Genomic DNA, 12,665 nt, shown 5'->3' on the forward strand with positions numbered 1-12,665 from the left:
GGGAGACTAGGGCATGTCGGACATCCGTTTTGACGGCAAGGTGGCGATCGTTACGGGCGCGGGTGGTGGCCTGGGTCGACAGCACGCCCTGGAACTGGCCCGTCGCGGCGCCAAGGTGGTCGTCAATGATCTGGGCGGCAGCGTCGACGGCTCGGGCGGCTCGTCCGAAGCGGCCCTGAAGGTAGTCGAGGAGATCAAGGCGTTCGGCGGCGAAGCCATCGCCCACGGGGCCTCGGTGACCGACGACGCCGGCGTCGCCGACCTGGTCAAGACCACGATGGAGACCTGGGGCCAGATCGACATCCTGATCGCCAATGCCGGCATCCTGCGCGACCGCACCCTGACCAAGATGGAACTGGCCGACTTCGAAGCGGTCATGCAGGTCCACGTCTGGGGCACCTTCAAGCCGATCAAGGCCGTCTGGGACATCATGAAGGCCCAGAACTACGGCCGCATCGTCGTCACAACTTCATCGTCGGGCATGTACGGCAATTTCGGCCAGTCGAACTATGGCGCGGCCAAGATGGCGGTGCTCGGCCTGATGAACACGCTGAAGCTCGAAGGTGCCAAGAACAACATCAAGATCAACGCCATCAGCCCGGTCGCCGCCACCCGCATGACCGAAGGCCTGATGCCGCCGGAAGTGCTCGCCAAGCTGGCCCCCGAGGCCGTGACGCCGGGCGTGGTCTATCTGGTCTCGGAAGACGCGCCGACCGGTGCCATCCTGACCGCCGGGGCCGGGGCGTTTGCCCTGTCGCGGATCTATGAGACCGAAGGCGTCTATCTCAGCGACGGCGACCTGTCGGCCGAAGGCATCCGCGACCACTGGGACCAGATCACCGGCGAAGACGGCCAGAAGGCCTATTTCAACGGCGGCGAGCAGGGCCAGAAGTTCTTCCGCAAGATGGCCGGCGGCTAGAGCAGCTCATCACCAAAGCGAAACAGGAAAACGGGGCCCCAGTGGCCCCGTTTTTTATCCGGAGATCCGGACCCACAAGGCCTTGGCTGCGCCAGTGAAGGCCCGGGCCGCAGCACTCTCCGGCTTGCCCAGCACCACCGGTACGCCGCCATCGCCGCCTTCACGGACGGCAAGCTCGATAGGAACTTCCGCCAGAACTGGCACACCGAGTACCTTGGCCTCGGCGACGCCGCCGCCGGTGCCGAAGATCGGGATCGGCGCACCCGTCGTCGGGTCGGCGAAAAAGGCCATGTTCTCGATCAGGCCCAGGATCGGAGTTGCGGTCTTGCCGAACATGATGGCCGCCCGGCGCGCGTCAATCAGGGCGATCTCCTGCGGCGTGGTCACCAGAACCGCGCCATCGATGCGCAGCTTCTGGACCAGGGTCAGCTGAACGTCTCCGGTGCCCGGCGGCAGGTCGACGACCAGGACATCCAGCGGCGTTGCTTCGGAGCCCCAGGCCACATCGTGAATCATCTGACGGACGGCGGACGACGCCATGGGTCCCCGCCAGATCATCGCCTTGTCTTCGTCGACCATGAAGCCGATCGACATGATCTTGATCCCGTGAGCCTCCAGGGGCTGCAGCTTGCCGTCCTCGAAGCTGGGTTCGCCATTGACGCCCATCATGCGCGGCCCGGAAGGGCCATAGATGTCGGCGTCCAGCAGACCGACCTTCAGGCCCATGGCGTGGAAGGCACAGGCCAGGTTGGTGGCGACGGTGGACTTGCCCACCCCACCCTTGCCGGAGGCGACGGCGATCACGTGGCGGACATGAGCCGGCTTTTCGGCTTCGGGCGGCGGAACCATGCGCGCTTGGGGATCTTCACTGACCCTCGCGCCCTTGCGCACCCGCGTCGCGCCCTCGGCGGCCTGGGCGGTCAGGACCACCTGGGCGACGTCAATGCCCGGCAAATCGGCCAGGACCTTTTCGGCGGCTGTCCGAACCGGCCCATAGGCAGCGGCACTAGCCGCCGGAACCTCAAGCATGAAACCGGCGCGGCCATTGCGGACCACCAGTCCCTGCACCAGGCCAGCCGCCACCAGGCCCTGGCCGGAGACCGGATCAATGACCCGATCCAGGGCCGCTCGGGCCGCGTCGGAAGAGATGGAAGCGGCGTCGGTCACGTCAATGCCTTGCCATGTGGAGTGGGGGTCCTCATATCCGCGTGTGGGGCTTGATTTACAATCCCCGCTGAAAATCAAAAGTCGACGGGAAGACAACGCCGCCCATGCCGTGGAACGACAATGCTGGCCCTGGTCCCTGGGGTTCACCGCCGACAAACGGCGACAAGGATGATGCCCCCCGCCCGGGCCCGCGCCGCCCCTCTGGCGGCCCCCGCGACCCCCAGACGCCGATCGACCTGAATCAGGTCCTCGAAGAGCTGACGGCGCGTGTGCGCGGCTATTTCGAAGGACCAGATCGTCCTCGCGCCATCGCAACGGCCGCCAGCGCCGTCGTGGCCCTCTGGGCGGTGACCGGGATCTATGTCGTCCAGCCTAACCAGCAGGGCGTGGTCAGTACCTTCGGGGCCTATTCGCGCGTCGCCAATCCAGGCCTGCGCTATCACTTGCCCTTCCCGATCGAGGCCGTCGAAAAGGTCTCGGTCAGCGAAATCCGCACCACCGACATCGGCGGCTCGGGTGTCGACGGCGGCGAAGAGCGGCTCATGCTGACCAGTGACGAGAACATCGTCGACCTCGCCTTCTCGGTGCAATGGCGCGTATCAGACGCCCCAAAATATCTGTTCAATGTCCGCGATCCAGACAGCGTCATCCGTGCGGTCGGCGAGAGCGCCATGCGCGAAGTGGTCGGCAAGACGGCCCTGACGCCGATTCTGACCACGGGCCGCGGCCAGCTCCAGCTGGAGGCCGAACGCCTGATGCAGCAGATCCTGGATCGCTATGATGCCGGGGTCTTCGTCGAAAGCGTGCAGATCCAGACGGCCACGCCGCCGCCGCCGGTGATCGACGCCTTCCGCGATGTCCAGCGCGCCAGCCAGAACGCCCAGTCCGCCGCCAACGTCGCCCGCGGCCAAAGCGCCCAGATCGTGCAACAGGCAAAGGGTTATCGCGAGCAGGTCGTGCGTGAGGCCGCCGGTGAGGCGGCCCGCTTCAACCAGATCTATGACCAATACAAACTGGCCCCGGCGGTGACGCGCGAGCGCCTCTATCTCGAGACCATGCAGCGCGTACTGGCCAATTCCAACAAGGTCATCATCGACAGCAAGGGTGCCAGCGCCCCGGTGATCCTGCCGCCTGACGCCTTCCGTCCCAAGAACGCCACCGTGGTCAAGTCCATCGACGGAGACGTGCAATGATCCGTCCGCAAAACCACCTCACCGCCATCGGGGCCGCCGCCGGTGCCCTACTCCTGCTGCTGGGCTCCACCGTCTACCAGGTTGACCAGCGCCATCAGGCCCTGGTCATCCGCTTCGGCGACCCGATCCGGGTGGTCCACACGCCAGGCCTGCACCTGAAGGCGCCGTTCCTGGATCGGGTCGTCAAGTTCGACAACCGCAACATCGCCCTGAACGCCGACCAGGAAGAGGTCATCGCCGCCGACCAGGAACGTCTGGTGGTCGACGCCTTCGTCCGTTACCGGATCAGCGACCCGCGCCAGTTCTACAAGACCCTGGGCGACGAGACCAAGGCCAAGGACCGGCTGGAGCGCATCGTCAACGCCTCGCTGCGCCAGACCATCGGCCGCGCAAATTCCGAGGAAGTGATCGCCGGCAAGCGCGCCGTGATCATGGCCGCCATTCGTGACGAGGTCGGCCGACAGGTGAAGGCCTCGAACCTGGGCGTCCAGATCATCGACGTCCGCATCCGTCGCGCCGACCTGCCCGAAGCCAACCAGAAAGCGGTGTTCGAGCGCATGCAGACGGCTCGCCAGCAGGAAGCCGCCCAGCTTCGCGCTATCGGCGAGCAGCAGAAGCGCGAAATCGTGGCCACCGCTACCGAAGAAGGCGAGAAGATCCGGGGTGAAGGCGATGCTCGCCGCGCCGAGCTCTTCGCTTCCAGCTTCGGCCGCGACCCCAATTTCGCGGCCTTCTATCGTTCGATGCAGGCCTATGAGGCGTCCCTTGGCAAGGGAGATGCCACCCTGGTGCTGTCGCCCGACAGCGCCTTCTTCAAGTACTTCCAGCGCGGACCGCAAGCGCAGTAAGAACCAGGGCCGCGAGAGTCTCTCGCGGCCCTTTTTCCTTCCGGAAGGTCCCATGCGCCGCAACGCCCTTCTGGCCTGTCTGCTTGCCTGGCTGACAGCGACGCCCGTGTTCGCCGCCCCGCTGGACGTGCGGGTCGTGGTGGTCACCGCCTTCGAGATTGGCGAGGACACCGGTGACAAGGCCGGCGAGTTCCAGGCCTGGGCCGACCTCATGCCTCAGAAGGTCTCGTTTCCAACGGGTTTTCGCGACCTGCGCTATGATCCGACCCGCAAGGTCCTGCTGCTGTCGACCAGTATGGGGACCAACCGCGCGGCGATCTCGACCATGGCCCTTGGCCTGGATCCGCGCTTTGACCTGTCGAAAAGCTACTGGCTGATAGCAGCCATTGCCGGGGTCAATCCCAACCAGGGGTCCGTGGGCTCCGCCGCCTGGATCGGCACGGTGATCGACAGCGACTTCGGCTATGCCATCGATCCGCGCGAAACACCCAAGGCCTGGAGCACCGGCCAGATCCCGTTCGACCGCAAGGCACCCTTCCAGACCCCTGCCCCGGCCAGGCCGAACTACAACCTGTTTCAGCTCAATACCGGCCTAAGGGACTGGGCCTTCGATCTGACCGTGCGCTCTGCCATTCCGGACAACGCCGCCCTGAAGGCCCTGCGGGCACCCTATGTCGACCTGCCCAGGGCCCAGACGCCGCCGGCGGTGCTCAAGGGCGACGAGGTCAGCGGTCAGGCCTTCTGGCACGGCGCGATCCTCAACCAGCACTATGAGGCCTGGGCCAATTACTGGACCGGCGATCAGGATGGCTTCGTGATGACGGGCATGGAAGACACGGGCGTGCTGGCCGCCATCGACGCCCTGGGCCGCGCCGGTCGGGCCGATCCGTCGAGAGTGCTCGTGCTGCGAACCGCCAGCAACTACACGACCCCGCCGCCCGGCGGCGACGCGGCGATCAATCTACTGGGCGACCACACCGGCGTACCGGCCCTGCAATCGGCGCTGGATGCGGCCTTCAAGATCGGCCGCGTGGTGGTCGAAGAGCTGACCGGAAACTGGTCGCGCTATGCGAACGCCGTTCCCGCCGGCCGCTGAAGCCCGAAACACTCAGACCGACGCCTTCAACAGGTCCAGCACCACATGCAGGCTGTCTGCAATGTGGACGCACTTGTCATGCATCTCTTCATTGGGATCGAGGATGTCGGGCACCATCACGGTCATCATGCCCGCCGCGTGGGCAGCGCGGACGCCGGCATGGGAGTCTTCCAGCGCCAGACAGTGGGCGGGATCGACGCCCAGCCGGCGGGCGGCTTCCAGATAGGGATCAGGATGCGGTTTGTGACGCACGACATCGGCGTTGGCGACCACGGCGTTGAACCGGCTCAGCAGGTCAAAGCGCCCCAGATACTTTTCGACCGACACCATGCCGTTGGACGTGGCGATAGCGCAGGGCAGGCCCAGGTCATCCAGATGGTCGAGAATCTCGATCACCCCGGCCTTCAACTTGGTTTCGGCTTCCAGCAGGTCCTCGACGTCGCTCCAGACGCGCTCGAAATAGGCCTGGATCGGAAAGTCCTCGCCATAGAGTTCGCGCAGCAGAATGGCGCTCTCGGGGTTGGTCTTGCCCACCATTGACGCATAGATCTCGCCGGTGAAGACCACGCCGAACACCGAGCCGGCCTCGATCATGGCGGCGCGATAGACGATCTCGGTGTCCAGCAGCAGCCCGTCCATGTCGAAGATCACCGCCTCGACGCGGCGCGGGAAGCTCATGCAACGAACTCCGAGGCCTTGTAGCCCTGGAAGTAGAGTAAGGCGGTGAGGTCGGCGTGATCGACCTTGGCGTGGGCCTGAGCGGCAACGATGGGCTTGGCGCGATAGGCAACGCCCAGACCGGCAGCCTCGATCATCGCCAGGTCATTGGCTCCGTCGCCAACGGCAAGAGCGTCGGCGGGGGTCAGGCCCAGGGCGGCGGTTTCTTCCCGCAGGGCGGCCAGCTTGGCCTCCTTGCCCAGGATAGGGTCGCCCACCTGTCCGGTCAGCTTGCCGCCTTCTTCGATCAGGGTATTGGCGCGGTTGAGGTGGAACCCCGCAGCCTCGGCCACCCGGCTGGTGAAGAACGTGAACCCGCCCGAGACCAGGGCACATCGGGCCCCGTGGGCGGCCATGGTCCTGACCAGGGTCTCGGCTCCGGGATTGAGCCGTACGCGCTCGTCGTAGCAGGTCTGCAGGGCGTCGACCGACAGGCCGCTCAGCATGCCGACCCGTTCCCGCAGAGCCCCCTCGAAGGCCAGTTCGCCGCGCATGGCGCGCTCGGTGATCTCGGAGACCTTGTCCTTGACGCCCGCAAAGTCGGCGAGTTCGTCCAGGCACTCGACATTGATGATGGTCGAGTCCATGTCGGCGATCAGCAGGCGCTTCCGGCGGTTCTCGACCGGCTGGATGGCGATATCGACCGGCAGGCCAACGAGCGCCGCCTCCAGTGCCGGGATGTCGCCTCCGTCGAAGACGAAGTCGCAGGCCAGAGGGCCCAGCGGCGCAGGACGGGTGGACAGGGCCGCCTCGACGCGCGACACGGCTTGAGCGTATGCGGCGGGGTCAGCCCCCACCACGGTGAGGACGGTCGGGATCATGGAGAGCTTGGACATCGCGCCCCGCATCTGGCTGATCGCCGGCCCGACCGCAAGCGGCAAGTCTGCCTTTGCCCTGCGTCTGGCCCAGGAAATCGGCGGCGAGATCATCAATGCCGACTCCATGCAGATCTATGCCGGCCTGCGCGTCCTGACCGCCGGTCCCTCGCCCGATGAGGCCGCGGCGGTTCCGCACCATCTGTTCGGCACGGTCGACGCGGCCCAGTCCTGGTCGGTCGGCAAGTGGCTGGAAGCGGCCATGATCGCCCTTCGAGACATAGACCATCGCGGCAAGCCTGCCGTCGTCGTCGGCGGCACCGGCCTCTATTTCCGGGCCCTGACCCACGGCCTGGCCGACGTGCCGGCGGTCTCGGAAACCCAGCGTGAAATCTCCGGCCTGCTCTATGCCGCCCAGGGCGAGGCAGAGTTTCGGGAAGACCTTCGCAAGCTTGATCCCGAAGCGGCCGACCGGATCGAGATCGGCGACCGCCAGCGGCTCCTGCGCGCCCACGCCGTCGCCGTGGCCACCGGCCGGTCCCTGACCGAATGGCAGAACGACACCCGGCCCTCCCTGGCGCCCGGCACCTGGAAGGGTGTGGTCCTGGATCCGCCCCGCGCCGACCTCTATGCCCGCTGTGATGCCCGCCTTGGGGTCATGGTGCAGAACGGAGCGCTGGAGGAGGTTGCGGCCATGGAGGCCCGCGGCCTCAACCCTGCCCTGCCCGCGCTCAAGGCCCTCGGCTACCGCGAGCTGGCAGCCCACCTGCGCGGGGAGACCAGCCTGGACGCAGCACTGGACGCGGCCCGTCAGGAAACCCGCCGCTATGCCAAGCGCCAGTTGACCTGGTTCAGGAACCAGACTCCCGACTGGCAGCGGGTTTAGTTGCCGAACCGCCGATCACAAGGAACGCCCATGTCCGACCTCAACGACCTCGCAGAACGCGTTGCCGAGCGCCTGATCGCCCGGGGCGAAACCGTCGCCATCGCGGAGTCCTCGTCGGGGGGCCTGATCTCGGCGGCACTGCTGGCGGTACCAGGCGCATCAAAGTTCTATGGCGGCGGGGCCGTCGTCTATACCGCCCGGGCCCGGCTGACCCTGATGGATATCCCGCAAAAGGCCATGGACGGCCTGCGCTCCGCCAGCGAGCCCTATGCCCTGCTGCTGGCCCGCGTCGCGCGGACCAATCTGAAAGCCACCTGGGGCCTTTCCGAAACCGGAGCTGCCGGACCGGACGGCAATCGGTATGGCGACCTGCCGGGCCACACCTGTGTGGCCGTCAGCAGCGCTGAGACCTCGGGCAGCGCCACCCTGGAAACCGGTAGCGACGACCGCCCCGCCAACATGCAGGCCTTCGCGGTGGCGGCGCTGAAGCTGCTGCTCGACACACTGGAAGCCTAAATCGGGACAATAAGGCACATCCTTGCCGCCAACCCCGCCTTGACGGCCCTTCGAACGCATGGCATCACCCTTTCCGTAGCTTTGGAGCAAGACTCGTGCGCAAAACCATGATCGTACTTATGGAGCGGCTGTCCGCGGTGTGACCTCGAAGTCACGTCGTAGTTCAGTCGCGCGCGCAAAGGTCCTTCGGGGCCTTTTTTCTTTTCTGCCCCGCCCTTCCCGCATCCCCTACGGACCACCGCCATGACCGCCCACCAGACCATCGAGAGCACCGCGCCCGCCGAAACCGCCGACCGCGCCATGACCGGCGCCGAGATCGTGGTTCGCGGCCTCGTGGACCAGGGCGTCGAGGTGCTTTTCGGCTATCCGGGCGGTGCGGTTCTGCCGATCTATGACGCTCTGTTCCACGAACCACGCCTGCAGCACATCCTGGTCCGCCATGAACAGGGCGCGACCCACGCGGCTGAAGGCTATGCGCGCAGCTCGGGCAAGCCGGGCGTGGTCCTGGTCACCTCGGGCCCGGGCGCGACCAATGCCATCACCGGCATCATGGACGCCCTGATGGACTCGATCCCCATGGTCGTCATCACCGGCCAGGTTCCCACCCACCTGATCGGTACCGACGCCTTCCAGGAAGCCGACACCGTCGGCATGACCCGCTCGTGCACCAAGCACAACTATCTGGTCAAAGATGTCCGCGACCTGCCGAAGATCATCCATGAGGCCTTCAAGATCGCCACGACGGGCCGCCCCGGCCCGGTGCTGATCGACATCCCCAAGGACGTCCAGTTCGCCAAGGGCGAGTACTACGGCCCCAATGAGGTTGCCTCGACCCACGCCTACAGCCCCAAGACCAAGGGTGAGGCCGGTCGGATTGCCGAGGCCGCCAAGCTGATCGCCCAGGCCCGCCGGCCGATCTTCTATACCGGCGGCGGTGTGATCAATGCCGGCCCCCGGGCCAGCGCCCTGCTGCGCGAGTTCCAGGCCCTGACCGGCGCGCCGGTCACCTCGACCCTGATGGGTCTGGGGGCCTTCCCGGCTGCGGATCCGGCCTGGCTGGGCATGCTGGGCATGCACGGCACCTTCGAAGCCAACAACGCCATGCACGATTGCGACGTGATGATCTGCGTCGGGGCCCGGTTCGACGATCGGGTCACCGGCCGACTGGATGCCTTCTCGCCGGGCAGCAAGAAGATCCACATCGATATCGACCCCTCATCGATCAACAAGAATGTTCGGGTCGATCTGCCGATCATCGGTGACGCCGCCAGCGTTCTGGAAGACCTGATCGCCGCCTGGAAGGCCGCCGGGCATCAGCCCAACAAGGCCGCCCTGTCGGACTGGTGGGCCCAGATCGACACCTGGCGCGCCCGCCAGTGCCTGAGCTATCGCAGCTCGGACACCACCATCAAGCCACAGCACGCCATCGAGCGGCTCTACGCCCTGACCAAGGATCGTGACAGCTACATCACCACAGAGGTCGGCCAGCACCAGATGTGGGCGGCGCAGTTCTATCGCTTCGAAGAACCCAATCGCTGGATGACCTCGGGCGGCCTCGGCACCATGGGCTATGGCCTGCCTGCTGCCATCGGCGTGCAACTGGCCCATCCGAAGTCCCTGGTCATCGACATCGCCGGCGAAGCCTCGATCCAGATGTGCATCCAGGAACTGTCGACGGCGATCCAGTTTGACCTGCCGGTCAAGATCTTCATCCTGAACAATGAATGGATGGGCATGGTTCGCCAGTGGCAGCAGCTGCTGCACGGCGAGCGCTACAGCCACTCCTATTCCGACAGCCTGCCCGACTTCGTGAAACTGGCCGAGGCCTATGGTGCTGTCGGCATCCGGTGCAGCGATCCGGCGGAGCTGGACGACAAGATCCTGGAGATGATCAACAGCGACAAGGTCGTGGTTTTCGACTGCCGGGTCGAGAAGAACGAAAACTGCCTGCCGATGATCCCCTCGGGCAAGGCCCACAACGAGATGATCATGGGCGAGGTCGAGGATATCGGCAATGTCATCGGCGCGGCCGGGGCGGGGCTGGTCTGAGCCTCCTTTTCGCCCCTTCCTTCATTCCATGCTTAGAAGCGACCTCATGACCAACGCCCCTGCCGCCTCCGGTTCTGCCTACGACATGCCCACCGCTGCACAGGTCGAGCAGACGGCGACCTTCGCCCTGCTGGTCGACAATGAGCCGGGCGTGCTGCATCGCGTAGTCGGCCTGTTCGCCGCCCGCGGCTACAATATCGAGAGCCTCACGGTCGCCGAGACCGACCACAAGGCCCATACCAGCCGCATCACCGTGGTCACGCGTGGCACGCGCCAGGTTCTGGACCAGATCGAGGCCCAGTTGAACAAGGTGGTCAATGTCCGCCGCGTGCACGACGTGACGCGCGATCCCAACGGCGTCGAGCGGGAGTTGGCCCTGGTCAAGGTCCGGGGCTCCGGTGCCGATCGGGTCGAGGCCCTGCGCATCGCCGACATCTTCCGGGCCAAGCCGGTGGACACCACCCTGGAAAGCTTTGTGTTCGAGATTTCGGGTGCTCCCTCCAAGATCGACAAGTTCCTGGACCTGATGCGCCCGCTTGGCCTCGTTGAACTTTCCCGCACGGGCGTGCTTTCGATCGAGCGCGGCTTCGAAGGCATGTAGCCCTCGGGTGCCAGGACCAAATTCCCGGTAAGCCTTCCCTCTGCCAACCAAACGGCCTATATTGAAAAGGTCCGGTCTCGGCCGGACTATGGGGATAAACGCGCACGTAATAAGCGGACTGGACCCGGGTGCGATTCCCGGCGGCTCCACCAATCTCTTCCGGGTTATCACGGAACTGCATGGGGCCGATCAGCATCGACAGACGTGTAAAGGTGTTATGCTTTCTCTCGGCGTGGCTCACCGTTTCGGGCCGCTAAACTAAATGCGAACGATAACTTCGCTGAAGAGTTCGCCATCGCCGCGTAATGCGGTGCGGGTGATCTCGCCTCTTAAGTCCTAGGGGTTCAGATCCCTAGGCGGGGCCCGGAGGGAGCCTGCCAACAGAATCCCTCCACTTCCAAAAGTGGCAGCCGAGGCTCCCTCCTCTCTTTGAGGGGGGTATGGGGGAGCCTGCCAACAGAATCCCTCCACTTCCAAAAGTGGCAGCCGAGGCTCCCTCCTCTCTTTGAGGGGGGTATGGGGGAGCCTGCCAACAGAATCCCTCCACTTCCAAAAGTGGCGGCCGAGGCTCCCTCCTCTCTTTGAGGGGGGTATGGGGGAGCCTGCCAACAGAATCCCTCCACTTCCAAAAGTGGCAGCCGAGGCTCCCTCCTCTCTTTGCGAGAGGCATGGGGGAGCCTGCCAACAGAATCCCTCCGCTTCCAAAAGTGGCAGCCGAGGCTCTCTCCTCTCTTTGCGAGGGGTATGGGGGATCCTGCCAACAGAACCCCTCGACTTTCAGGCTTCACAAAAATTGTAACGCGTCAGGCAGAACCGGCACCTTTGCCGAAGGGCCATGACGCGCTACGCTGGTCCCCTTGTTTCAGTTCCCAGTTTCTTGACGGACCGCAATGGCCCCCACCAACCCGCCTGAAGACCTTATGCAATACGAGGCCATGGCCCAGGACGCCCTGCGTGGCGTCGTCAAGGCGGCCCTGAAGAAGGCGGCGGCCCCCGGTGGCCTGCCCGAACCGCATCACCTCTACATCACCTTCAAGACCCAGGCCGCAGGCGTCTCGGGTCCGCAGGATCTGTTGGGCAAGTATCCCGACGAGATGACGATCATCCTGCAGCACCAGTATTGGGACCTGGCACCGGGCGAGACCTTCTTTTCCGTCACCCTGAAATTTGGCGGCCAGCCCAAGCGCCTGTCCGTGCCCTATGCGGCCGTGACCCGCTTCTATGATCCGTCGGTGCAGTTTGCCCTGCAGTTTGAAGCGCCCGATATCCTGCCGCCGGAACCTACGGTCGAGCCTGAACCGGAAGCGCCGACCGATGGCAGTGGCGGCGACGACACGCCCAAGATCATCTCCCTCGATCAGTTCCGGAAGAAATAGCCGGTGAGCGACGTCGCGGCGGACGAGCCTCAGGCTCTGACTGACGAGGCCATCCTCGCGCGGTTCCGCGCATCCAAGAATGCCCCGTCGGGGTCCCGCACCCTGGGCTTTCAGCTGCTGGCCGTGCGTCAGGCTGATCGTGAGGTCGAGGTCGGCTTCGAGGCCCGGGCCGACCTGCTGTGCAATCCGATGGGGCAGATCCAGGGGGGCTATGTCTGCGCCATGCTCGACGAGTGCATGTCGGTGGCCGGCATGATCAGCTCCGGCATGACCCATGTGGTGCCGACCCTGGAAATGAAGACCAGCTTCCTGCGCCCCGCCCTGCCCGGTCCGCTTCGGGGCGTCGGCCGGGTGGTCAAATGGGGCAAGACGGTCTGCTTCACGGAAGGCGAGCTCTATGATGACCAGGGCCGGTTACTGGCCAAGGCGTCCGGAACAGCCATCCCAACCCCTTTCGCCCGGTTCAAGAAATAGGGACAGGC

At 65.3% G+C, this 12,665-nt stretch carries 13 protein-coding genes and 1 other RNA gene; 11 read left to right on the top strand and 3 right to left on the bottom strand.

All coding sequences use genetic code 11. The features are described from left to right. The first annotated feature begins 13 nt into the window (after window positions 1-13). Window positions 14-919: an SDR family NAD(P)-dependent oxidoreductase gene (locus AQ619_RS11770; protein ID WP_062147648.1), complete on the top strand. Its 906-nt coding sequence runs from the start codon at window positions 14-16 to the stop codon at window positions 917-919. Between the two features lie 54 nt (window positions 920-973). Here AQ619_RS11770 and AQ619_RS11775 read toward each other — a convergent pair whose 3' ends face one another. Continuing rightward, entirely contained in the window at window positions 974-2,068 is a 1,095-nt protein-coding gene (locus AQ619_RS11775; RefSeq protein WP_378109162.1) for an Mrp/NBP35 family ATP-binding protein, read from the bottom strand. 122 nt (window positions 2,069-2,190) lie between these two features. On the opposite strand from AQ619_RS11775, the gene hflK reads away from it, so the two are divergent. Genes hflK through AQ619_RS11790 form a run of 3 tightly spaced genes read left to right on the top strand, consistent with a single transcriptional unit; the run spans window position 2,191 to window position 5,223 of the window. Beyond that, window positions 2,191-3,279 (top strand): FtsH protease activity modulator HflK, encoded by a 1,089-nt coding sequence (hflK, locus tag AQ619_RS11780; RefSeq protein ID WP_062147652.1) that lies wholly within the window; start codon window positions 2,191-2,193, stop codon window positions 3,277-3,279. Further along, window positions 3,276-4,127: a protease modulator HflC gene (gene hflC, locus AQ619_RS11785; protein WP_062147654.1), complete on the top strand. Its 852-nt coding sequence runs from the start codon at window positions 3,276-3,278 to the stop codon at window positions 4,125-4,127. The genes hflK and hflC overlap by 4 nt, the downstream gene beginning before the upstream one ends. A 52-nt stretch (window positions 4,128-4,179) precedes the next feature. Beyond that, window positions 4,180-5,223, top strand: a complete 1,044-nt coding sequence (locus tag AQ619_RS11790) for a purine-nucleoside phosphorylase (protein ID WP_062147656.1) — start codon at window positions 4,180-4,182, stop codon at window positions 5,221-5,223. Window positions 5,224-5,235: 12 nt separating this feature from the next. Here AQ619_RS11790 and AQ619_RS11795 read toward each other — a convergent pair whose 3' ends face one another. Then, window positions 5,236-5,901, bottom strand: coding sequence for an HAD family hydrolase (locus AQ619_RS11795; protein WP_062147658.1), 666 nt, complete (start codon window positions 5,899-5,901; stop codon window positions 5,236-5,238). Next, window positions 5,898-6,776: a phosphoserine phosphatase SerB gene (gene serB, locus AQ619_RS11800; RefSeq protein WP_062147661.1), complete on the bottom strand. Its 879-nt coding sequence runs from the start codon at window positions 6,774-6,776 to the stop codon at window positions 5,898-5,900. The genes AQ619_RS11795 and serB overlap by 4 nt, the downstream gene beginning before the upstream one ends. On the opposite strand from serB, the gene miaA reads away from it, so the two are divergent. From miaA to AQ619_RS11835, 7 genes are all read left to right on the top strand, one after another. Then, window positions 6,757-7,641 (top strand): tRNA (adenosine(37)-N6)-dimethylallyltransferase MiaA, encoded by an 885-nt coding sequence (gene miaA / locus AQ619_RS11805; protein ID WP_166504347.1) that lies wholly within the window; start codon window positions 6,757-6,759, stop codon window positions 7,639-7,641. The two genes, serB and miaA, sit on opposite strands and share 20 nt — an antisense overlap. Before the next feature lie 30 nt (window positions 7,642-7,671). Continuing rightward, the gene (locus tag AQ619_RS11810; protein ID WP_062147664.1) at window positions 7,672-8,157 is read left to right on the top strand and encodes a CinA family protein; all 486 of its coding nucleotides are present in this window, start codon (window positions 7,672-7,674) and stop codon (window positions 8,155-8,157) included. Between the two features lie 243 nt (window positions 8,158-8,400). After that, the gene (locus tag AQ619_RS11815; RefSeq protein WP_062147667.1) at window positions 8,401-10,206 is read left to right on the top strand and encodes an acetolactate synthase 3 large subunit; all 1,806 of its coding nucleotides are present in this window, start codon (window positions 8,401-8,403) and stop codon (window positions 10,204-10,206) included. A gap of 46 nt (window positions 10,207-10,252) precedes the next feature. Beyond that, window positions 10,253-10,807 (top strand): acetolactate synthase small subunit, encoded by a 555-nt coding sequence (gene ilvN, locus AQ619_RS11820; protein WP_062147670.1) that lies wholly within the window; start codon window positions 10,253-10,255, stop codon window positions 10,805-10,807. Between the two features lie 30 nt (window positions 10,808-10,837). Then, window positions 10,838-11,203: a transfer-messenger RNA gene (gene ssrA, locus AQ619_RS11825) on the top strand. A gap of 494 nt (window positions 11,204-11,697) precedes the next feature. Beyond that, entirely contained in the window at window positions 11,698-12,183 is a 486-nt protein-coding gene (locus tag AQ619_RS11830; protein ID WP_062147673.1) for an SspB family protein, read from the top strand. A 3-nt stretch (window positions 12,184-12,186) separates the two neighbouring features. Beyond that, complete coding sequence (locus AQ619_RS11835; protein ID WP_062147676.1) at window positions 12,187-12,657, top strand: PaaI family thioesterase; 471 nt, start codon at window positions 12,187-12,189, stop codon at window positions 12,655-12,657. Window positions 12,658-12,665 lie beyond the last annotated feature (8 nt).

Source organism: Caulobacter henricii, assembly GCF_001414055.1.
GTDB classification, from domain to species: Bacteria; Pseudomonadota; Alphaproteobacteria; order Caulobacterales; family Caulobacteraceae; genus Caulobacter; species Caulobacter henricii.